The following is a 21,624-nucleotide window of genomic DNA, read 5'->3' as shown; positions in this document are numbered from 1 at the left end:
TCATCCCGCAGTTCGGCCTAGCCATCACCGTTGGCTGGCTCCATTTCGTCGTTTCCCTGCCAGCCGAACTGGACGGCATCGCCGTCACAGGCTCCATGAATGCAGCCCGTGAGGCAATCGAAGGCGAACTCGCCGCCGTCGTCATCGAACAGGATGTAGGCGCCCGCCACGGCCATGTCGTAGCCTGGTGTCTCGACGACCCGCCATCTACCTCGGATGCTCATGCCGGTGCCGCCAGAAGCTTGGGCAGCCGGATCAGATTATAGGCCGCAAGCGCCAGGACGAAGACGGCATCCACCCGGTCGCGGCCTCGCAGCTTGACCTTGGCCAGGCCAGCGGAACTCTTGATCCAGCCGAAGACTTCTTCGATGCGTTTGCGGCAGCGTTGGCTGATGTCATAGCCGTCGTGACGCGTGGTACGCGCGTCGACCGCCGTCTTGCGCCGCTTGCCGGTCTTACTCAGATGTCCATTGATCGCGATATGCGGAGTAACCGATCTATCTCTCAGGTCATGCACGAACTGCGTGACGTCGTAGGCTTTGTCCGCCCCCAGAGTGACCCGCTTCGCACACCCGCGCCTGTCGATCATGGCAAGCGCAATCTCTCGTTCGGCGGTGCCAGTAGCTTGGCTCACTCCACCTAAAACCGCCAAACCATTGCGGTTCTCCATCAGCGCATGGCCCATATAGCAGAGTTTGGCCGGCTGGCCGTCGCCCTTTTTATAGAGCCTGGCCTCAGGATCGGTCGTGCTCTCATGGGTCTCGTTGGATCGCTTCTCCTTGTGGAAGCTGCGCTCGGCATTGCGTCCCGGACCGTCCTGATCTTTGTCGCTGCCATCCTTCCTCCGGAAGCTCTTGATCGAAGCCCAGGCTTCAATGAGCGTGCCGTCCACCGAGAAGTGATCGCTCGACAAAAGACGCTTCACCTTCGGCTGCGCCAAAAGCGCGTTCAAGAACTTGGCCGCAATCTCACCTTCAAGCAGCCGGTCGCGGTTCTTCGAGAAGGTTGAATGGTCCCAAACCGCATCGTCCACCCCAAGCCCGACGAACCAGCGGAACAGAAGATCGAACTCCATCCGTTCCATCAGATGCCTTTCCGAGCGAACCCCATAGAACGCCTGTAGGAGCATCGCCCGAAGCAGTTTCTCCGGTGCGATCGAGGGCCGACCGAAGTCCGTGTAGAGCTTGCCAAACTCCCCAGAAAGATCGCCCAGCGCCGCATTTGCCAGATCCCTGATCGCCCGCAGCGGGTGGTCGACGCGAACCCGAGCCTCCAGGTCAACATAACTGAACAGCGAGCCAGACCGTTCGTCACTTCCCCGCATCGTGCCACCCCAGCAAAATCCTGATCCTAGGGAATCACGATCCAAAACGCTTCGCCAGAGACTTCTTCAACAGCCTGCTAGACTTCTACATCGCCTCTGCGCTCGCAACGGCGACGAGAGTGTATCACCACACCGCCGTTCCCTTCATCGTCGGTTGCCCTTCCGCATTCGCCGTCCACAGCTCCAGGCCGGCGTCGGTCTCGTTTGCATTGACGGAAAACTCCGTTCCCTCGAACAGCGGCTGCATGCCCCGATAGCTGAATTTCTTCGGCGCCTTGCCGCCGCGCAGTTTTGCCGCCATCTCGACAATCAGTGCTGCCTGCAACGGCCCATGGAAGATCAGGCCCGGATAGCCCTCGACCTTGGTGACGTAGTCGCGGTCGTAGTGGATGCGGTGGCCGTTGAACGTCAGAGCGGAATAGCGGAACAGCAGCACGGGATCGGAAACATGCGTCTCGCGGTGCTGCGCCCCGGGCGGCGGGGGCGGGGTTTTCGCGCCTCCGGGCTGGCTGCCCGTCATCTCGCGATAGACGATGTCCTGCCGTTCACGAATGGCGATGCCGCGCGGCGAGGTGATGGTGTGCTCGACCGCGACAAAGCATAGCGTGCCGGTCGAGCCGGTCTTCACGGTGACGTCGGCGATCCGCGAGGTCCGGGTCGTTTCATCGCCGACGCACAAGGGCTCGATGAACTCGATCTCGCCGCCGGCCCACATTCGGCGCGGCAGCGGCACCGGCGGCAGGAAGCCGCCACGGGTGGGGTGACCGTCGGGGCCGAGCATCGACATCGGAAACACCGGCTGCGTGAGGCACCAGTGCACCGTGAACGGCGCCGCGTCGCCCTTTTTGGGCTCGCCGACCTCCTGGAACAGCGTCGCGCGCAGGCCCTTGACGAGTTGCGCGGTGACGATATCGGTCGCGTCCTGGGTGCGGCCGATCCATTGCCGCAAATGATCGATGTCGAGCTTCTCGGTCATGACGCCTCGCTCTTGCTACTTCTTCTGGCCGGGCCGTTCGCCGATGGCGGGCACAGCGCCGTAGGTGCGCGTCTCACCGACGATGATAGGCGCCGGCGCAGGATAGCTGACGCGGCCGCTCGGTGTATCGACCTCGATACGCCGCAGATGCGGATGGGTGGTGAGATCAGCCATGGTGTTGACCTCGGCGAAGGCGATGTCGGCATCCGACAGCCGCTTCAACAATTCATCGCGCGTCATGCTCGCGAAGCTGTCTGCGACCGTGTTGTCGGTGAAGTCGCGGTTGCGCACGCGCTCGACCATGTTGGCGACGCGCGGATCGCTCGGTAGCGCGGGCTGGTCCAGCACCTCCGCGCACAGCGTCTTCCATTCGCGCTCGCTCTGGATCGAAATCAGGATGTCCTTGCCGTCTTTTGAGGTGAACACGCCGTATGGCGCGATCGAGGGATGGCGCAGGCCCATGCGCTTGGGCGGATTGCCGGCTTCGGAATTGAGCAGCGGCACGGTGCACCAATCCGCCATCACGTCGAACATGGAGATGCGGATGTCGGCGCCCTTGCCCATGCGCCCGCGCGCGATCAGCGCTTCCAGGATCGCAGCATGCGCGGTGGCGCCGGTCGCGACGTCGACGATCGACATGCCGACACGCGAGGCGCCGTCGGGATTGCCGGTGATCGAAGCAAGCCCGCTCTCGGCCTGGATCAGGAGATCATAGGCCTTGCGATGCGCGTAGGGGCCCTCGTCGCCATAGCCGGTGATGGTGCAGGAGATCAGCTTCGGATAGTCGCGCAGCAACCGCTCGCGCGAAAACCCGAGCTTGTCCATCGAGCCGGGCTTGAGGTTCTGGATCAGCACATCGGCGCTCGCGATCAGCTTTTCGAGCTCTGCCCGGCCTTCCTTGGTCGCAAGATCGACCACCGCCGATTGCTTGCCGCGGTTGAGCCAGACGAAGTAGCTGCTCTGGCCCTTGGCCGCCGCGTCATAGCCGCGGGCGAAGTCGCCCTCGGGACGCTCGATCTTGATCACCTCGGCGCCGGCATCCGCCAGGCGCGACGAGCAGAACGGCGCCGCGACCGCCTGCTCGACCGCAATCACCCTGATCCCGTCAAGTGCTCCCATGGCGCGACCTCAGTAGGAGCGGGGCATGCCGAGCACGTGCTCGGCGATGAACGACAGCACCAGGTTGGTCGAGATCGGCGCGACCTGGTAGAGCCGCGTCTCGCGGAATTTTCGTTCGACGTCGTATTCCTCGGCGAAGCCGAAGCCACCATGGGTCTGGACGCAGGCGTTCGCCGCTTCCCAGGATGCATCCGCCGCCAGCATTTTTGCCATGTTGGCCTCGGCGCCGCAGTCGAGCCCGGCCTCGTATTTGCGCGTCGCCTCCTTCACCATCAATTCAGCCGCGCGCATCGAGGCATAGGCCTTGGCGATCGGGAACTGAATGCCCTGGTTCTGGCCGATCGGCCGGCCGAACACGCTGCGCTCCTTGGCGTAGTTCGAGGCTTTTGCGATGAACCACTTTGCATCGCCGACGCATTCGGCCGCGATCAGGATGCGCTCGGCATTCATGCCGGAGAGGATGTAGCGGAAACCTTTGCCTTCCTCGCCGATCAGGTTCTCCGCGGGCACTTTCATGTCCGTAAAGAACACTTCGGTGGTGGCGTGATTCATCATGGTGCGGATCGGGCGGATCTCGAGGCCCTTGCCCCTGGCCTCGCGCATGTCGACGATGAAGACCGAGAGCCCGTCGGTGCGCTTCTTGGCCTTCTCCTTGGGCGTGGTGCGCGCGAGCAAGATCATCAGGTCGGAATGCTCGGCGCGGCTCGTCCAGATCTTCTGGCCGTTGACGACGTAGTGATCCCCCTCGCGACGCGCAAACGTCTTGAGCGAGGAGGTGTCGGTGCCGCTGGTCGGCTCGGTGACGCCGAAGGCCTGCAGGCGCAATTCACCGGTCGCGACCTTCGGCAGATACTTGGCCTTCTGCGCGTCGCTGCCGTGCCGGAGCACCGTGCCCATGGTGTACATCTGGGCGTGGCAGCCGCCGCCGTTGCAGCCGGTGCGCTGGATCTCCTCGAGGATCGCGGCGGCTGCCGACAGCTTCAGCCCTGCGCCGCCATATTCCTCGGGGATCAGCACCGAGAGGTAGCCGGCCTCGGTGAGCGCATCGACAAAGGCTTTTGGATAGGCCATCTCGCGATCGAGCTTGCGCCAGTATTCGCCGGGAAACTGTGCGCAGAGCTTTGCGACGGCTTCGCGGATATCGGCGTGATCGTCGTTGTGTTGTTCTTGTTGGGTCATGGCGTTTCCCGTTGGGTTCGTTCGAGAGGATAACGCAGGACGATCCTCCGGCGTTGTCTGGACAGCGCCAACCCCCTATGCTCATTTGCTATAGCGTATGGAGTAGCGTTCAAAGATTGGCAAGCATGGATTTCCGTCAGCTCAGGACCTTCAGTTGCGTGGCCGAGCTCGGCAGCCTTTCCAAGGCGTCCGACACCTTGCGCGTGGCGCAGCCGGCGCTGAGCCGCCAGATCAAGCTTCTGGAACACGAGCTGCGCACCGAGTTGTTCACCCGCAACGGCCGCGGCATGGTGCTGACCGACGCCGGTCGCCTGCTGCTCGCGCGCACCTCCGGCATCGTCCGGCAGATCGACCAGATCCGCGATGACATCCAGTCCGCGCAGGGACCGCTCTCGGGCCATGTCGTGCTCGGCCTGGTTCCGACCGTGAGCTGCGTGCTGTCGGCGCGGTTCGCCCGCCGCTGCGTGGAAACCTATCCAGGCATCACGCTGCGCATCGTCGAAAGCTACAGCGGCCATCTGGTCGAATGGCTGCATCGCGGGGAGATGGATCTTGCGATCCTCTACGGGCGCTCGGCCGATCTGCATCTCACCGTGCAGAGCCTGGGACGCGACAACATCGTCGCGGTCGGTCCGCGCGGCTGCGGGCTCGCCCGCAAGAAGAGCGTCGAGATCGGGTGGCTGCTCAGGCAGCGGCTGGTTCTGCCCAGTCATTCGCACGGTCTCCGGGCGCTGATCGAGCACGCGGCCGCGCAGCGCAAGATCAAGCTCAACGTCCAGCTCGAGGCGGATTCGTTCCGCGTGCTGACGAGCCTCGTCGAGGAGGGCCTCGGATTTGCCCTGCTGCCGCCCTCGTCGGTGCATGGTGAGGTCGCTGATGGGCGACTGGAAACCGCCGGTGTCTCGAAGCCGATGACGCGCGAGCTCATTGTTGCCTCTCCGATCGACCGCACCGTCTCGACGGCGACTGTTGCCGTCGCAGCGCTCCTGCGCGAGGAAGTGGCAGCCTGCCGCAAGGACGGCGTCTGGGACATCAAATTGGCATAACAGTTGCTGCAATGGGCAGCCATGTTGCGGGACTTACGCCAAGTGCGGGCAGCCTTCCCTTCGCATCTGGCTCACCCTGTCATGCCGATTTTCTATAGCGGGCCACCGCTGTCTGACCCTCATCCTGAGGAGCGCGCCCTTGCGCGCGTCTCGAAGGATGAAGGCCCCGCCGGTGGCCTCGCCCTTCGAGACGCCACTGCGTGGCTCCTCAGGGTGAGGAGACAGAATGAGCTGTGCCTTGCCTACAGCGAAAGTACTGCCCTCAGCCCGGAATCCTCACCGGCAGCGTCTCGTAGCCCTTGATGAAGCTGGAATAGATCCGCCGGGGCTCGCCGACCACCTCGATGCGGTCGAAGCGCTTGAGCATCTCCTCCCAGATGATCCTGAGTTGGAGTTCCGCGAGCCGCATGCCGACGCAGCGGTGGATGCCGAAGCCGAAGGACAGATGCGTGCGCGGCCGCGGCCGGTCGATGATGAAGTCGTTCGGTCTTTCGAACATCTCCTCGTCGCGGTTGCCGGAGACGTACCACATCACGACGCGGTCGCCTTTCTTGATCTCCTTGCCGCCGATCTCGGTGTCCTGCAGCGCGGTGCGCCGCATGTGCGCGAGCGGCGTCTGCCAGCGGATCACCTCCGGCACCATGGAATCGATCAGCGCCGGATTGGCGCGGAGCTTGTCGTACTGCTCGGGGTTCTCGTTCAGCGCCAGCACCGAGCCGGTCATGGTGTTGCGCGTGGTGTCGTTGCCACCGACGATGAGCAGGATGATGTTGCCCATGAGGTTGTCGGGGTCCATGAAGCGCGTGGCGTCGTTATGGGCCATCAGCGACAGCAGGTCGTTGCGCGGCGCGGAATTGACGCGCTCATTCCACAGCCTGGACATGTAGGCGTAGCACTCGTCCATCTCCTTCCGCCGCTCCTCGGCGGAGGCGACGATGCCGCTCTTGGGCAGCGCGGTGGAGACGTCCGACCAGCGCGTCAGCTTGCGCCGCTCCTCCCAGGGGAAGTCGAACAGGGTGGCCAGCATCTGCGTCGTCAGCTCGATCGAGACGCGTTCGACGAAATTGAAGGTCTCGTTGCGCGGCAGGTTGTCCAGCACGGTCTGCGAGCGCTGGCGGATCAGCTTTGCCAGCTCGTCCAGATGCGTGGGCGTGAACATCGGCGACACCGTCTTGCGCTGCGCCGAGTGGGTGGGCTGGTCCATCGCGATGAAGCTCGGCCAGTCATAACCGGCCGGCACGTCGCGGATCGAGATGCCGCCGAGCGTCGAGTCGGACGAGAAGATGCCGTGATTGGTGTCGACATGCATGATGTCGTTGTATCTCACCACCGACCAGTAGGGTTCGATCGGCGCGTTGGTGCAGTAATGCACCGGCTCTTCCTTGCGCAGCCGTTCGAACCACGGCCACAGCGTGTCGTCCTGGAACAGCCGCGGCGCACCCGGATGGTAGTCCTTCAATGGCGTCGCATAGGCCTCCTCGCGCGCCCGGCGCATGCGTTCGGCCTTGTCGGTCCTGACCGGAGTTTGGATGTTCATGGCTGGTTGCTCCAGTTTTCGCCGATCACGCCGCAATCCTGACCGGCAGAGTCTCATAGCCCTTCACGAAACTCGAATAAACCCGCTTGGGTTCGCCAACCACGTCAATATGATCGAAGCGCTTCAAAATCTCTTCCCAGATGATCTTCAATTGCAGCTCGGCGAGCCGCAAGCCCACGCAGCGGTGGATGCCGAAGCCGAACGAGAGATGCGTGCGTGGCCGGGCGCGGTCAATGATGAATTCGTAGGGTCTTTCGATCGCCTCCTCGTCGCGGTTGCCCGAGATGTACCACATCACGACTTTGTCACCCTTCTTGATTTGCTTGCCGCGGAACTCGAAATCGGCCAGCGCGGTGCGACGCATATGGGCGAGCGGCGTCTGCCAGCGGATCACCTCGGGCACGAAACTGTCCAGCAGCGCAGGATTTTCCCGCAGCTTCCGATACTGCTCCGGATGCTGGCTGAGCGCGTAGATCGAGCCGGACATGGTGTTGCGCGTGGTGTCGTTGCCGCCCACGATCAGAAGGATCAGGTTGCCCAGGAAATTCTTCGCGTCCATGTCGCGTGTCGCCGCGCCATGCGCCAGCATCGAGAGCAGATCGCTCTTCGGCGGCTGCGCGATGCGCTCCTTCCACAGCCGCGAAAAGTAAGTTGCACATTCCAGGAGCTCGGCCTGCCGCTGGTCCTCGGTGGCGACGAGACCGCCGGAGCCGGGAATGGTGGTCGCGACATCGGACCAGCGCGTCAGCTTGCGGCGGTCTTCCCAGGGGAAGTCGAAGAGCACCGCGAGCATCTGCGTGGTGAGCTCGATCGAGACCCGGTCGACCCAGTCGAACTCCTCCCCTCGAGGCAGATTGTCCAGGCACTCGGCCGAGCGCTTGCGGATGTTGAGCGCGAGCTCGTCCAGATGCGTCGGCGTGAACATCGGCGCCACGGTCTTGCGCTGGGCTGCATGACGCGGCGGGTCCATGGCAATGAAGCTCTCGCGGCGCAAATCGGGATCGATGTCGCGGATGGTGATGCCGCCGAGCGAAGCGGCGGAGGAGAACACCGAATGGTTGGTCTCGATCTCCATGATGTCGTTGTACCGGGTCACGGACCAGTACGGGCCGAACATCGAGTCCTTGCAATAGTGCACGGGGTCTTCGCGGCGCAGGCGATCGAAATAGGGCCAGAGCGCATCGGTCCTGAACAGTTCGGGATGGCCGGGATCGAGCTGCTCCAGCGGCAGCGATGCGGCGCGCTCATGCAAGCTCGCGCGCGTGACTGTGCTCTCGATGGTCCCATGCATGACCGGCTCTCCCTTGCAGCCCCGCGCGGTTTTTTTGAATTCTGCGCTGCGGTATTTGTCCCTGCAATTACAGCCCGTTGCGTGCGTCGGGGCAAGGGCGAGTTTTGCCACACCCGGATTTGTGAGCGAGGCGGCCGCCCTGCGGCTGAGCGTGATCTGCAGCACGTTTAATGCTCGGGAAGTATCGGAGAAACCGACCGAAACCGCCGCGAAATCGAACCGCCCCATCTTGGGGGCCGACTAACCTCTGCCTTATGATTTGATCGTATCGGGTCCGCACACCCAGGATTGATTGCCGTGAACCAAATGACTGTCTTTCCGCCGCCCGTGCCGCCGCCATTGCCGCCGGCGCGGGTCGATTTCACAGGCGACCGCGGCGAGTTTCGCCGGCTGGTCACGAGGGGCGCCGCGCTCGAGCTCGTCACATTCGGCTTCTACCGCTTCTGGCTCGTCACCGACATGCGCCGGCATCTCTGGTCGAACACCTCGGTCGACGGCGATGCCGCCGAATATACCGGGCGGGCCAAGGAGCTCCTGATCGGCTTCCTGTTTGCGCTCGCAATCCTGGTGCCGATCTATCTCGCCTATTTCCTCGTCGGCATCGAGTTCGAACGCTGGCAGAGCTTTGCCTCGACGCCTCTGTTCATCGCCTTCTACGCCTTCGGCCAGTTCGCGGTTTTTCGCGCGCGGCGCTATCGCCTGACGCGCACGGTGTGGCGCGGTGTGCGCTTCTGGATGGACGGATCGGGCTGGGCCTATTCGCTTCGCGCGATGCTCTGGGGACTGCTCGTGTTCCTGACGCTTGGCCTTGCCTTGCCGTGGCGTGAAGCCTCGCTCGAGCGCTACAAGATGCGGCATTCCCATTACGGTGACCTCTCCGGCGATTTCGAGGGGACCGGCTGGGAGTTCTTCAAGCGCGCCTGGGGGCTGTGGTTGCTGACCCCGTTGGCGTTCGCCATCCCGCTGCTCGCGCCTTTCCTCTATGCCGAATTCAAGGCGCGTGAATGGCGCTGGTGGCTGGCTGGCATCCGCATCGATGGCGTGAGCCTCTCCTCGAAGCTGCCGCATGACGCGTTCTACGGCCTCTACTGGAAGGTGGTCGGCTGGTCCCTGCTGCTGTTCACGCTGCTTGGATCCTGGATCGCCGGATGCACCGCGCTGGTGATGAGGCTCACCGGGCTCTCGATCGAGCAGCTGTTCGGGCCCGAGGCGGGCACGAGCATCCCGCTGCTGCTGTTGATGGCAATCGGCTATCTTGCCACGGCCCTTGCATTCAACATCGTGATGCGCGTCTATCTCCAGCGGGACCTCTGGGTGAAAGTGCTCGAGACGACGCATGTGCATGGCATCGAGGCGGCTGCGAACGCCAAGGCCGGCGGCGAGCTCGCCAGCGCGCTGGGCGAGGGCCTTGCCGACGGGCTGGATGTTGCGGGCTTCTAGGTCGTGAGCGAGTTGTCCGGACAGATCGAGGTTGCGCAGGACGCCGCTTCGCCGACCGTCTATTTCGACGGCGTGTCGAGCCGCCGCCGCAAGGTCACGCTCGGCCTCGACGACCAGCTCGAGATCCGCGAAGAGGGCGAAGCGCCGACACGCTGGGCCTATGCCGATATCCGCCGCGCCGACAGTCCGCCCGGCGTGTTGCGCCTGTCCTGCACCTCTGCGCCGCCTCTGGCGCGGCTCGAAGTGCGCGAGGCGCCGCTTGCGCGCGAGATCGCCGCGCGCTGCCTGCGGCTCGACGAGCACCAGGCGAGCCGCCACGGTGTCGCAAAGATCGTTGGGTGGTCGCTGGCCGCGGCGGTCTCGATTCTCGCGGTCATCCTGTTCGGCGTGCCACTCGCGGCGGACCGCCTTGCACCGCTGGTGCCGGAGCCGCTGCAGCGGCGGATCGGAGATGCCGCCGAGGTGCAGGTCAAGGCCGCGTTCGGCGGCCGCGTGTGCGACAACCCGGCGGGGCAGGCGGCCTTCGCCAAGCTCATGAAGCGCCTGCGCGACGCAGCAGGCCTCGACGACACCGTGACGTCGGCGGTGCTGCCGACCGCGATTCCGAACGCCTTCGCGCTGCCCGGCGGAAAGGTCTATCTGCTCGGCGGGCTGCTCAACAAGGCCGAGAATGTCGATGAGGTCGCGGGCATCCTTGCGCACGAGCTCGGGCATCTCAAGCATCACGACAACATGCGCGGCATCATCTACAACGGCGGCACCTCTTTCCTGATCGGGCTGCTGTTCGGCGACGTCACCGGCTCAAGCGCCGTGATCTTCGCCTCGCGCAGCGTGGTCGAAGCCTCCTACTCGCGCGAGGCCGAGACGGCCGCCGACACCTTCGCGATCGACCTGATGCACGCGCTCGGCCGCTCACCAAAACCCGCGGCCGAATTGATGTTCCGCATCACCGGCAAGGAAGGCGGAAGCGGCTTCACGATCCTCGCCAGCCACCCGCTGACCGAAGACCGCCTCGCCCGCATGACCAGGGAGGACCGCCCCGCCAGCGGCGAGCCGCTGCTGACCGCGGAGGAGTGGGTGGCGCTGAAGGGCATTTGCGGCGGGGCCGGGAAAGTCTAGCCGCCCGCGTCGATACCACTCCGCGTGCAAGAAAATCCCGACACAATTCCGTCGCCGTTCGTTGATCAGCTCCGCCGCGCGAATGTAGGGGGCTGTCGTGGGACTCAAGACGTCTATCGCTTGTGCCTTGATCTTCTGTGGTCTGGTCTTTCCCGCAAACGCTGCAGGCATCCAGCTTCTCGATTCAGATCCCGCTCTCCAGGGCGCCATTTGGTACCCTTGCGCGAGCGAGCCCAAGGTCGTGGCGCTCGGCAATCTTTCGGTGCCGGCCGAATTCGGCCTGCTGGGTGCGAAGGATTGTCCCGTCGCGGGGACCAAGCTGCCGCTGATCGTGTTCTCCCACGGCCGCGGCGCATGGTTCGGCGCGCATCATGACACGGCGGAGGCGCTGGCCGACGCCGGCTTCATCGTCGCCGCCATCAATCATCCCGGCGACAACGCCAACGACTCCTCGCGGCGCGATACGCTCTCCGTCTGGGCAACGCGCCCGGTCGAGATGATTCACCTGCTCGATTTCATGCTGCACGACTGGAAGGACAAGGCGGCCGTCGATCCCGCACGGGTCGGTGTGTTCGGCTTCTCCTTGGGCGGCGCTGCCGGCCTGGTGCTGGCCGGGACCAAGCCGGACTTCGAGAGGCTCGCAAGCCTTTGCCAGGAGAAGACCGGAATCTGCGCCGAGCTTCGCGGCGGCGCACTGCGGCCCGATCCGCCGCATGATGCGCGCGTTCGCGCCGCAGTGATCGTCGATCCGGCGCCACCCGTCTTCACGTCGGAAAATCTTGCTGTGATCCGGATCCCGTTGCAGTTCTGGCGATCAGAGCTGGGAGGACCGGGCGTCGGCGACGGTACGGGCGACGCGCGTATCGCTGGTAGCCTGCCGGGCAAGCCCGAACTGCACGTCGTGCCAGCCGGCCACTACGCCTTCCTCGCTCCCTGCTCGACGGAGCTCGCAGCCGCCGTACCGCGCATCTGCACCGACAATCCGGCAGATTTCGACAGGGCCGGCTTCCACCGCGAGTTCAACCCGAGGGTTATGCGGTTCTTCCGGGAGCATCTCGTCGACGAGGGCGGAGCGCGGTAGCGCGCAGGATAGCTTCGCTTCGCGGGATCCATCGCTCAGCCCGATCCTCGCGGCCTAATAGTCTCGGCCTTGACGCCGCGAGCTGAGCGCCTGCCATCGCTGCCAATACGGGTTCTCCAGGCACATGGCGTTAAGTCCCGAGGCCGTCGCCCGGCATTGATCTATCGAGATATAGCTGCAGTCGAAGAACGTGATGCCGTGCTCATGCCAAGACTGCAGGCACACCGGGTAGCGCGGGTCATAGCGTTGCGCCTCCACCGGTGCTACCGCCAGCACCATCGTGCCCGCCAGGATCATCGAATGAAGCATGCGCATGTTGCGTCTCCTTCCAGGTTTCGACGTGGCTATCGCCACTACTCGATCGTTGCGTTCACCCTGATGACCGACCTCCCTGAGCCGTACGGACCTTCTCTAGAGCCGTAGATGGCAAAGGTATCGCCGCCCTTGTAGCCACGCGGCGCCGTGTACGTGAAGGTCGTGACGTTGAGCTGCCTCAGCGCCCCGCGCTCGGGCTTTTGCGAAATGCCCGAGCTCTTCATCACGCCCGGTATTCTGATCGGGAATTTGCATGTTTCGCGCGACCTGACGGCGAAGTAGGCCGTCATGTCGATGCCGAAGCTGGATGGCGAGCCCGTGACCCGGCAGTCGGCCGCGAGAGGCGCAACCGGCGCCAAGCCCGGTGCAGCCAGTGCCGGGACGGCGACCAGGACAGAAAACCGCACGGCCGGCCTCCCGTGACGATTGGTTTAACGGGAATCAAATACAATCACGCGAACTACTCTTGATCCAAATCAAAGGGCGGTGAGAGGGCAGCGGGAGGGCGATGTCCGCCGTGGCCGCCGGTCGCCGTCCCCGTTGAACCTTCACACGCCTTCCCCTGCCCCATAGAGACCGACGTAAGCCGAAGGGAGAGTTCCATGGCCGCTCAGGATCCGTTTGCAGGTTTCAAGGCGATCCAGAAGGAAGCCTGGTCGCTGTTCTCGCCGATGGAAGCGTTCACGACGCCGCCGGCCGCCAAGCTCGTCGACTTCGCCGGCGTCAAGCCCGGCCAGAAGCTGCTCGATGTCGGCTGCGGAACCGGCGTGGTCGCGGTCACTGCGGCGCGCAGAGGTGCGAAGGTGAGGGGGCTTGATCTCTCTCCCGTCCTGCTCGAGCGGGCCCGCGAGCATGCCGGGTTCGTTCAGCTCGATATCGATTTCACCGAGGGCGATGCCGAAAAGCTGCCCTACGGCGACGGCGAGTTCGATGTGGTGCTGAGCCAGTTCGGCCACATGTTCGCGCCGCGCCCCGAAATTGCGGTCGGCGAGATGCTGCGCGTCCTGAAAGGTGGCGGAACGATCGCCTTCTCGACATGGCCGCCGCATCTCTACACCGGGCGGATGTTCGCGCTGGTCGCGCGCCACGTCCCGCCGCCGGAGGGCGTAGCCTCGCCGGTACTGTGGGGCGATCCGAAGATCATCGCGGAGCGTCTATCCGGTAAGGTCAAGGGCCTCGCCTACGAGATGGACATGATGACGCCGTCCGCGCTCAGCCCGCAGCATTTCCGCCGCTTGATGGAGGCAACCGCCGGCCCGCTGACGAAGTTGGTCCAGCAATACAAGGACGAGCCGGACAAGCTGCGCAGCTTCCGCAGCGAGTTCGAAGCGCTGATCACGGAATACTTCGACCCCGGCAACAACATCATGCGCATGCAGTTCCTGATGACGAAGGCGCAGAAGGGGTGAGACGTCAGCAACTGCAGCGGCTTCAACGGATCTCAGGGATCCGTTGTGTAGGAGCGCCCGGGTTCAAGAGCGTAGATAGTCAGAAAGCGGAGCGGGCGCTCCGAGTCACAATTGCGAAACAGCGTGTGGGGACTGTCGGAGCGATCCTGCAAGGTCTCGCCGGCTCGATACTGTCGCGTCTCATCGTCGCCATAGGCCGACTCGGCAACGCCTTCGACGATGAAGATCACGCCGCCGACTGGATGCCGGTGAAGCGGCGCGACGCCCCCGGGCGGATAGGTCACCTCGACCACGACGAGCTCCCGCCGATCACCCGGCAAGGCAAGGCGTTCGAGAACCCTGCGTGTGACACCCGCAAAGCCGGCTTGTTGCGTGCTTGCCTGACCGCCGCTGCTCTCACTCATCCGACATCCTTTTCTCGTCAGTAATCGAGGCGTTGCATCTCGATCAGATCGTGGTCCGACCGATGATGGGGATCCCGCGCCGACGCCGCTCTACTCCGCCAGATTATTCACCTGCTTCACCCAGGCCCGGACGTCGGCGAGCACCTCGGGCAGAACGCCGCGGACCTCCAGCACCGTCATGCCTGCCTTGATGCGCGGATCGTAGAGCAGATTGAGGATGTACTGATCATAGACGTCGAAATAGCCCATCGACACATTGTCGTTGAACATGGTCCAGGGCACGCTCGCGGTGTCGTTGATCGGCCCGAGCGATTGCAGCACTTCCTCATATGCGCAGTCGAGGAAGACGAAGTCGCCATTGTCGACAGTCAGGATGACGTCGGAATGCTCGATCTCGAAGTTCTCGTTCTTGCGGAAGCCGGAGAGACATTGCGGATCGAGCGAGGAGCGGATCTCGCGCGCCTTCTCGGCACCATAGAAGGTCGAGATGGTGCGATAGAGGTCGCGGTCGCGCACCAGCTTGACGCGGACATTGGCGGCTTCGGCATCGTCGGTCATGGCGATGTCCAGATGCTGCACGCGCCTCGCAATATCGGCGACGACCTTGGCGAGCTGCGCCTTGCGGTCGGCGCGGCCGTCGCTCTCGGCGAAGACGCGCACCGGCGCGTCGAATTTGCGGATGCGGTCGACGCGGCCGGCGAGATGATACTCGGCGCCGAACGCGGTCTTGAGGAAGCCGTCGACGATCTCGCCGTCGGTAAAGCTCTTTTTCTCGCTGCGCTGGCGCGAGACGATCGCCGGCAGCTCGCCTCCCGCGCCTGCATTCGCGCAGACGTCGGCGGTGCAGCCCAGCACCGACAGGGCCAGCAGGGCGGTGCGCGAGAAATGCGAAAGCGGGCGCGATGCGATCATTGTCAGCCGACGCTGCCGGAATCCGGCCGGGCGCACAAGACCACCTTCGAGGGAGCCCATCGGGTTCCCTCGACCGCGCATGCGCTAGTTGTTCAGGACGACGACGGTGGTGCCGACCGAGACGCGGCCATAGAGGTCGGTCACGTCGTCGTTGGTCATGCGGAAGCAGCCGGAGGAGACCGCCTGTCCGATCGTCTCCGGCTCGTTGGAGCCGTGGATGCGGTAGAGGGTCGAGCCCAGATACATCGCGCGGGCGCCAAGCGGGTTCTCGATACCGCCGCGCATGTGGCGCGGCAGGTCCGGCCGGCGGGCAATCATCTGCGCCGGCGGCGTCCAATCCGGCCACTCCTTCTTGGCGCTGATGTGATGCACGCCGCCCCAGCGGAAACCGTCACGGCCGACGCCGATACCGTAGCGCAGTGCCTGGCCGTTCGACAACACGAGGTAGAGCCGCCGCTCCCCGGTGTTGATGACGATCGTGCCGGGGGCGTAGTTGGTGGGATACATGACGGTACTGCGGGGGATCGGGCTCGCCCCGCCGCCGAGAAAGCCGGTGGAGCTGGTGCCAGTGAAGTCAAACATCCCCGCCGCGGACACCCCGCCTGCGCTGATGGTCAGGACCGCGATGGCGGCGATCGGTGCGGCAAAAAACCGGTTCATTCTTTCCCCCAGCAAAAAAACGATTCAATGGACGACCACAGGCCATATTTGCCGGCGTTTCGCAAGCCACGGCAGCGTGAGCACGTGCAATCCTTAACGATTGCCAAACCCGGAAACCTCGCAGGACCGCAAAGCTGTATTAGCCAAGAAGCCTCGTCGTTGCATCCGGCAGGGCAGCAATGTCCGCTATTGCTTTGACGAAAACGGCGAACAATGGTTGATCGATTACGGATCCGAAGCAAAGAGGCCGCGGGAGCGAAACAATGAACGGTGCGGAAAGTCTGGTACGGACGCTGGTCAAGGGCGGGGTCGACATCTGCTTCACCAATCCCGGGACGTCCGAGATGCACTTTGTCGCGGCGCTGGACCGTGTTCCCGGCATGCGCTGCGTGCTCGGCCTGTTCGAGGGCGTGGTGACGGGCGCAGCCGACGGCTACTACCGCATGAAGGGCCTGCCCGCCTCGACGCTGCTGCACCTCGGCCCCGGCCTCGCCAATGGTCTTGCGAACTTGCACAACGCCAAGAAGGCGCATTCCGGCATCGTCAACATCGTCGGCCAGCACGCCGGCTACCACATCGGCTACAACGCGCCGCTCACCTCCGACATCGAGGGCCTGGCGCGGCCGATGTCGTCCTGGGTGCGGACCTCGCCGGATGCCAGGTCGGTTGCCGCCGATGGCGCCGCGGCGATCGCCGCCGCCAAGAGCTCGCCGGCGCAGATCGCGACCCTGATCCTGCCGGCTGACACCGCCTGGAACGAGGCCGACGGTGTCGCCGATGTGCCGGCCGAGAAGCAGCGCCCGTCCTATTCGCCGCAGGCGGTCGAGCTTGCTGCCAAAATCCTCCGCAATGACGGCAGTCGCACGCTGCTGTTGATGGTTGGCAGCGCGCTATCCGAGCAGGGGCTTGCGCTGGCGCAGCGCATCGCAGGAAAGACCGGATGCCACGTGATGGGCCCGACTTTCCGCCCGCGCATGGCGCGCGGCCGCGGCCGCTTCTCGATCGACCGCATTCCCTATGTGATCGACCAGGCGCTGCCGCTGCTGAAGGATTTCCGCCACATCATCCTGGTCGAGGCCAACGATCCTGTGGCGTTCTTCGCCTATCCGAACAAGCCGAGCCTTCTGAAGCCCGAGGGCTGCGAGGTTCACCGCATGACCGACTGGGGCGAGAACTCGGTCGCGGCGCTGGAAGCGCTTGCCGGCGCGCTGCATGCCACCTCGAACGACGTCAAGCCGCAAAAACTCCAGGAGCTGGTCAAACCGACCGGCGCGCTCGATTTCACCACCATCGCGCAGGCGATCGCCTATGCGATCCCCGAGAATGCGATCCTGATCGATGAATCCTTGACCACCGGGCGCGGCTTCTTTCCGCCGACGGCGGCAGCGGCACCGCACGACTGGATCCAGAACATGGGCGGCTCGATCGGTTTCTCGACGCCGCTCTCGATCGGTGCTGCGATCGCCTGTCCTGACCGCAAGGTCATGTGCATGGTCGGCGACGGCAGCGCGATGTACACGATCCAGTCGCTTTGGACGCAGGCCCGAGAGGGACTCAACATCGTCACCATCGTGTTCGCCAACCGCATCTACCAGATCCTGCGTGGTGAGTTCGACGGCGTCGGCGCCGGCGAGCCCGGCCAGCGCGCGACCGATATGCTCAGACTCGATCGCCCGACCCTCGACTTCGTGGCGCTTGCCAAGGGCATGGGCGTGCCGGGCCGCGCCGTCACCAACGCCGACGAGCTCAACAAGGCGCTTGCGGAAGCCGTCGCCGAGCCGGGGCCGCGGCTGATCGAAGTCGTGATGTGAGGTAAGCTCTGATTGCTTCGATTGTATCATGCGTACTCTCCCCTCATCCTGGGGAGCCCGCGACGAGCGGGCGTCTCGAAGGATGGCCGCGGGCGAGATCCGGGCCTTCATGGTTCGAGACGCGCGTTCCGCGCTCCTCACTATGAGGGTCTCGTAACGCGGCAAGATTAGAGCGCTTGGGGCGGGGGCACGATGCGGACCGAGCTGAACAAGGTGATCGCGGCGCTCCAGGATTTCTACGCCCAGGAAGACTTCCTGTTCGAGAAGGATGTCGGCGAGCGCACGCTTACCCACCGCTTCGCCGTCTATCTCGAGAAACAGTTCTCCGGCTGGTCGGTCGATTGCAACTACGACCGGCTCGGCGAGCGCACGCTGCACCTGCCGCGCGGCACGATCATCTCAACCGACGATCATTTGGGAAAATCGATCTATCCCGACGTCGTTGTGCATCAGCGCGAGATCCCGAACAATTTGCTCGCCATCGAAATCCGCAATGTGAGCAATCACACCGCGATCGAGCACGACCAGCAGAAGCTGAAGGCGCTGACCGATCCCGATGTCTGGTTCGCCTATTGGATCGGTGTGCTGTTCGTGCTTTCGAGGGCGAACGTCACGATGGCGGAAGTCTATGTCGGCGGCGTGCTCGACCGAACACAGACCGTCTGGCTCATGGAACGGCTAACGGAGACCGGTCTGGGCCCGCCGCATTAGGCGGCGCGGCAACGTCCGTTGTGTGAGGCCGGCCAAATTTCGCGCCGGTCTTGCGGCCTATGCTCGGCGACTTGCGCACGCCCATCGCGCGGGATTAGCTTTCATCATTCGGATCAGGAACTTTTGGAGGTTCTGATGCAAAGGTCATATTTGCTCGCCGCGAGTGCCGTAGTCGCGCTCATATTGCAGATGCCGACCGCGCTGGCGCAGGGCACCGACGGCACCACCACACCGCCTGCGGCAACCACGCCGCCACCTCAAGCCACGACCCCTGCGCCTGCCGAAACCACGACGGCGCCGGCTGCGACGACCCAGACCACCGCGCCGGCTACAACGACGCCTCCGGCCGCCGCGACTGCGACGACCGCGACCCCGTCAACGGATTCGAAGAAGACCACCGAGAAGAAGCCGGCCAGGAAGAAGCAGATGACGCGGCAGCAGGAAATCGATCATTCGATCGACACCGGCACGGTTCCCTCGCGCTACCGCAGCTCGGTGCCGAAGGAGTATCAGCGGTACATTCCGTTTGATAAGAAGTAGCGCATGCTGGCAAGCGGTGCGACGCGACCACGTTGCGCCGCCCCTCGACATCGATGAGGTCCTGGATTGAGCGTCGCCTTTACCAAAGAAGAGAGTGCCGAAACCGCATCCGAGACGTTGTTGCCGGATCGCCCGATTTCGCCGCATCCCAACCTGGTGACGCAATCAGGATTGCAAGCTCTGGAGTTGCAGCTTCGGCAGGCGCGCGAGGCCTATGAGGCCGCGCAGCGTATCGAAGATGTCAACGAAAAGCGCCGGCAGTCGGCGGTGCCCTTGCGCGACGTTCGCTACCTCGCAGAAAGGCTGCGCACGGCCCAGCTGGTCCCCGATCCGGCGTCGACCGATACGGTCGCCTTCGGCAGCACGGTGACGTTCAGCCGGGCCGATGGCCGCGTGCAGACCTATCGCATCGTCGGGGAAGACGAAGCCGATCCGAAGGCCGGGTCGATCTCCTTCGTAGCTCCGGTCGCGAAATCGCTGATCGGGAAGGCGGTCGGCGACGTCGTCGGTTCGGGCAATCAGGAGCTCGAGATTCTTTCGATCGCGTGAAGGTGCGCTCACGACGTGCGCTAGGTGAGAATATCTCGTCGGATCGCAGCGCGGCCGTCGTCGAAGCGGACCGAAGCGATGATAATCACCCGTTAAATAATTCTACCTAGTGCTTGTTCTGTTCAGCTCATCGATCTGATGAATTCGGGCGATGCGCTGGTCGCTGATTCCCGGTTTTCGCAACCGCTAGAGAACCCGTCGGCAATAGCAGATCACAGCCGGAGATTCTTGCTCATGAAGCGCCGCGATTTTCTGATCAGCGCATCCGCCCTCAGTTTTGCCGCGCCTGCGCTTTTCAAGGCGGCGGTGTTGCCGGTGCAAGCGCAGGAGCCGGCGCCGGCTGGCGCGCGCATCGTGCGTGCAGCGATTTTCCCGGCGATCGGCTTTTCGCGCGTCGGCAATGGCGACGAATGGTTTTTCGCACCCGAGGTTCCGGGGCTGATGAACGAGCCGCCGGGCGGTTTCAAGCAGGGACCGGGCCGTCTCAAGAAGCAAGTCCAGCGTTTTCGCGTGTACGGCTATGACGATCAGGGACGCGTGGTACGCGAGCTGGGTGCATCCGATGGTCTGCGCTGGACGGTGCACGTGGCCAACAGCAAGGCGGCCTGGTACGGCTACTCGAACGCGATGGATGGTGGCGACAGCGCGCCCGGCATTCCCGGCGCGCTGCGTAACGCCCAAATAGCGCAGGCTCGCCGCGAAGAGATGCTGGTCATCGACGCTGGCCCGGTTCGGATTGACGGCGCTTCGAAGAACGCGGACGGGCGCGACGCGACCTACCGCATGGCTGGTCAGTTCTGGAAGAAGATGCCGGTGACGCTCGGCCATCTGCGCACCGACGAATCCGGTCGTCTTCTGGTGTTTCCTGCCGATGGCGTCTCGAATTCCGCCTTGCCACAGAATCCGGTGCGCGATTTCACCAACAACGACGGATGGCATGACGATTGGTGTGATGGCTGGGTGAAGGCCACGGCCCGGATCGGCGATGCGGACGTGGATTGCGAGCCGGCCTGGGTGGTTTGCTGCGGTCCGAAATTCGCGCCCCAGATCGAACCGATCGTCAGCCTCTACGACGCCGCACGTGAAGCGATGATCGCGTCCGGGCATATGAAAATGCTGGCCGCGCCAGTGTCCTTCCGCCGGGATGTCCTTCCGATCCTGCGGCGCTCCGGCATGATGCAGTGGATCGTGCAGGCGTCCTATCTCAGCAAAGCCTGGAACGATCTTGACGATCTTTCAGATCCGGCTGTCATCAAAACGCTTGCCGACCCCACGGAAAAAGCCCGTCCCGCACGCGAAAAGATTCTCGCGGCGTTCCGCAAACCCGGCGGCGAAGATCGGCGCCCCGACGCGCTGCCGCCAATGCTGGGTGATGGCGTCAACTTCCCGGGAAGCCCGACCGGCTGGCTCACGCTGACTTCCACGCAATACCAGATCCTGAGCCACTGGGCCAAAGGTGCGTTCACCAACGACTTCGACGATTCAGCAGCCGACGCCGTCGGGCAGCTCGACGACATGCCGTTGTCGCTGCGGCCGGAAGCGCTCACCCGCGCGGCGCTGGATGCGTGTTCGGGTGGTGCGTTCCATCCGGGCGTGGAAATTACATGGCCGGTCCGTCACGCTGCGCTTTATCGTTCGACGAAGGAAACGGCGCTGCCCTTCCGCATCGCCATCTCCAAAAGGAAAAGCCTCGTTCAGGATGTGGGCTTGCAGCTCAATCCGCAAAATGTCTTCTCCGGTCATCCCGGCCGGCCCGAAGATGGTGCCCCCGTGGGGCCACAGGCGCCCGGTGATCTCACGCGATGGATGGGCGTTCCCTGGCAGGGCGATGCGTTCAGTTGCCAGTCTGTGCTCACCGGAGAGGGGTTCCCGACGCCCGTATGGTGGCCCGCACTGCTTCCGGTCGATGTGCTGCCGGAAGGTTTCTACAAACAGATGATGCGGGCGGATCTTTCCGCGGAAGAGCGACTTCGCTTCTATCACGCGCGAGTTGCATGGTCGCGGGGGGCGACTGGAATCGGTCTGCATGTCGAGGCGAGCTACACCGATGGACTGCGGCGAATGATCGCGTTGTGGACGCAAATGGGCGTCGTCGTGCGCCGCACCGGACCGAAGGATCTCCCCGGCATTCCCCGGGATGTCTTTGTCGAAGTGCAGCGCGGTACGCTCGATCTCTCTGCGAGCAAAGATCCCACCTGAAC

Annotated in this window: 22 protein-coding genes; 10 read left to right on the top strand and 12 right to left on the bottom strand. The window is 64.0% G+C overall.

From position 1 onward, the window contains the following. Window positions 1-17: 17 nt before the first annotated feature. The 5 genes from NLM33_RS23390 to NLM33_RS23370 all read right to left on the bottom strand — a co-directional run bounded on the left by NLM33_RS23390 (window position 18) and on the right by NLM33_RS23370 (window position 4,598). On the bottom strand, window positions 18-224 hold the full coding sequence (locus tag NLM33_RS23390; RefSeq protein WP_254094631.1) for a hypothetical protein: 207 nt from the start codon (window positions 222-224) through the stop codon (window positions 18-20). Then, a complete protein-coding gene (locus NLM33_RS23385; RefSeq protein WP_254094633.1) occupies window positions 221-1,324 on the bottom strand; it encodes an IS5 family transposase in 1,104 nt (367 codons plus the stop codon). The genes NLM33_RS23390 and NLM33_RS23385 overlap by 4 nt, the downstream gene beginning before the upstream one ends. Window positions 1,325-1,448: 124 nt before the next feature. Beyond that, entirely contained in the window at window positions 1,449-2,300 is an 852-nt protein-coding gene (locus tag NLM33_RS23380; protein WP_254099121.1) for a MaoC family dehydratase N-terminal domain-containing protein, read from the bottom strand. A 15-nt stretch (window positions 2,301-2,315) separates the two neighbouring features. Then, entirely contained in the window at window positions 2,316-3,419 is a 1,104-nt protein-coding gene (locus NLM33_RS23375) for a CaiB/BaiF CoA-transferase family protein (protein WP_254099119.1), read from the bottom strand. A 9-nt stretch (window positions 3,420-3,428) separates the two neighbouring features. After that, the gene (locus tag NLM33_RS23370) at window positions 3,429-4,598 is read right to left on the bottom strand and encodes an acyl-CoA dehydrogenase family protein (RefSeq protein ID WP_254099117.1); all 1,170 of its coding nucleotides are present in this window, start codon (window positions 4,596-4,598) and stop codon (window positions 3,429-3,431) included. Window positions 4,599-4,723: 125 nt separating this feature from the next. Here NLM33_RS23370 and NLM33_RS23365 point away from each other — a divergent pair, with 125 nt between their 5' ends. Then, window positions 4,724-5,644 carry a LysR substrate-binding domain-containing protein gene (locus NLM33_RS23365; protein ID WP_254099116.1) on the top strand — a complete coding sequence of 307 codons (921 nt, stop codon included), beginning with the start codon at window positions 4,724-4,726 and terminating at the stop codon, window positions 5,642-5,644. Between the two features lie 262 nt (window positions 5,645-5,906). Here the strand turns inward: NLM33_RS23365 and NLM33_RS23360 are convergent, their stop codons facing one another. Continuing rightward, complete coding sequence (locus tag NLM33_RS23360; protein ID WP_254099115.1) at window positions 5,907-7,181, bottom strand: cytochrome P450; 1,275 nt, start codon at window positions 7,179-7,181, stop codon at window positions 5,907-5,909. Window positions 7,182-7,206: 25 nt separating this feature from the next. Further along, on the bottom strand, window positions 7,207-8,472 hold the full coding sequence (locus tag NLM33_RS23355) for a cytochrome P450 (protein ID WP_254099114.1): 1,266 nt from the start codon (window positions 8,470-8,472) through the stop codon (window positions 7,207-7,209). A gap of 306 nt (window positions 8,473-8,778) precedes the next feature. Between NLM33_RS23355 and NLM33_RS23350 the strand changes: the two genes are divergently transcribed. From NLM33_RS23350 to NLM33_RS23340, 3 genes are all read left to right on the top strand, one after another. Next, window positions 8,779-9,912, top strand: a complete 1,134-nt coding sequence (locus NLM33_RS23350) for a YjgN family protein (protein WP_254105862.1) — start codon at window positions 8,779-8,781, stop codon at window positions 9,910-9,912. 3 nt (window positions 9,913-9,915) lie between these two features. After that, the gene (locus NLM33_RS23345) at window positions 9,916-11,031 is read left to right on the top strand and encodes a M48 family metallopeptidase (protein ID WP_254099113.1); all 1,116 of its coding nucleotides are present in this window, start codon (window positions 9,916-9,918) and stop codon (window positions 11,029-11,031) included. A 97-nt stretch (window positions 11,032-11,128) separates the two neighbouring features. Beyond that, window positions 11,129-12,112, top strand: a complete 984-nt coding sequence (locus NLM33_RS23340) for an alpha/beta fold hydrolase (RefSeq protein ID WP_254099112.1) — start codon at window positions 11,129-11,131, stop codon at window positions 12,110-12,112. 54 nt (window positions 12,113-12,166) lie between these two features. On the opposite strand, the gene NLM33_RS23335 is transcribed toward NLM33_RS23340, so the two are convergent. After that, window positions 12,167-12,427, bottom strand: a complete 261-nt coding sequence (locus tag NLM33_RS23335) for a DUF3551 domain-containing protein (protein WP_254099111.1) — start codon at window positions 12,425-12,427, stop codon at window positions 12,167-12,169. Window positions 12,428-12,465: 38 nt separating this feature from the next. Next, complete coding sequence (locus tag NLM33_RS23330) at window positions 12,466-12,834, bottom strand: hypothetical protein (RefSeq protein ID WP_254099110.1); 369 nt, start codon at window positions 12,832-12,834, stop codon at window positions 12,466-12,468. Between the two features lie 195 nt (window positions 12,835-13,029). Here NLM33_RS23330 and NLM33_RS23325 point away from each other — a divergent pair, with 195 nt between their 5' ends. Next, window positions 13,030-13,836 carry a class I SAM-dependent methyltransferase gene (locus NLM33_RS23325; protein WP_254099109.1) on the top strand — a complete coding sequence of 269 codons (807 nt, stop codon included), beginning with the start codon at window positions 13,030-13,032 and terminating at the stop codon, window positions 13,834-13,836. A 32-nt stretch (window positions 13,837-13,868) separates the two neighbouring features. On the opposite strand, the gene NLM33_RS23320 is transcribed toward NLM33_RS23325, so the two are convergent. From NLM33_RS23320 to NLM33_RS23310, 3 genes are all read right to left on the bottom strand, one after another. Further along, the gene (locus tag NLM33_RS23320; RefSeq protein WP_254099108.1) at window positions 13,869-14,240 is read right to left on the bottom strand and encodes a cupin domain-containing protein; all 372 of its coding nucleotides are present in this window, start codon (window positions 14,238-14,240) and stop codon (window positions 13,869-13,871) included. A gap of 90 nt (window positions 14,241-14,330) precedes the next feature. Next, window positions 14,331-15,152, bottom strand: coding sequence for a DUF2927 domain-containing protein (locus tag NLM33_RS23315; protein WP_371930130.1), 822 nt, complete (start codon window positions 15,150-15,152; stop codon window positions 14,331-14,333). Between the two features lie 84 nt (window positions 15,153-15,236). Next, complete coding sequence (locus tag NLM33_RS23310) at window positions 15,237-15,812, bottom strand: L,D-transpeptidase (RefSeq protein WP_254099104.1); 576 nt, start codon at window positions 15,810-15,812, stop codon at window positions 15,237-15,239. A gap of 263 nt (window positions 15,813-16,075) precedes the next feature. Here NLM33_RS23310 and NLM33_RS23305 point away from each other — a divergent pair, with 263 nt between their 5' ends. The 5 genes from NLM33_RS23305 to goxA all read left to right on the top strand — a co-directional run bounded on the left by NLM33_RS23305 (window position 16,076) and on the right by goxA (window position 21,622). Continuing rightward, window positions 16,076-17,623: an acetolactate synthase large subunit gene (locus NLM33_RS23305; RefSeq protein ID WP_254099102.1), complete on the top strand. Its 1,548-nt coding sequence runs from the start codon at window positions 16,076-16,078 to the stop codon at window positions 17,621-17,623. A gap of 192 nt (window positions 17,624-17,815) precedes the next feature. Then, complete coding sequence (locus tag NLM33_RS23300) at window positions 17,816-18,334, top strand: hypothetical protein (RefSeq protein WP_254099100.1); 519 nt, start codon at window positions 17,816-17,818, stop codon at window positions 18,332-18,334. Between the two features lie 135 nt (window positions 18,335-18,469). Beyond that, the gene (locus tag NLM33_RS23295) at window positions 18,470-18,874 is read left to right on the top strand and encodes a hypothetical protein (RefSeq protein ID WP_254099098.1); all 405 of its coding nucleotides are present in this window, start codon (window positions 18,470-18,472) and stop codon (window positions 18,872-18,874) included. A 66-nt stretch (window positions 18,875-18,940) separates the two neighbouring features. After that, a complete protein-coding gene (gene greA / locus NLM33_RS23290; protein WP_254099096.1) occupies window positions 18,941-19,423 on the top strand; it encodes a transcription elongation factor GreA in 483 nt (160 codons plus the stop codon). A gap of 234 nt (window positions 19,424-19,657) precedes the next feature. After that, complete coding sequence (gene goxA, locus NLM33_RS23285; RefSeq protein ID WP_254099094.1) at window positions 19,658-21,622, top strand: CTQ-dependent glycine oxidase GoxA; 1,965 nt, start codon at window positions 19,658-19,660, stop codon at window positions 21,620-21,622. The last annotated feature ends 2 nt before the right edge of the window (window positions 21,623-21,624 follow it).

Origin of the sequence: Bradyrhizobium sp. CCGUVB1N3 (genome assembly GCF_024199925.1) — a bacterium.
Lineage (GTDB): Bacteria > Pseudomonadota > Alphaproteobacteria > Rhizobiales > Xanthobacteraceae > Bradyrhizobium.
This window is presented reverse-complemented; position numbering and strand designations above follow the sequence as displayed.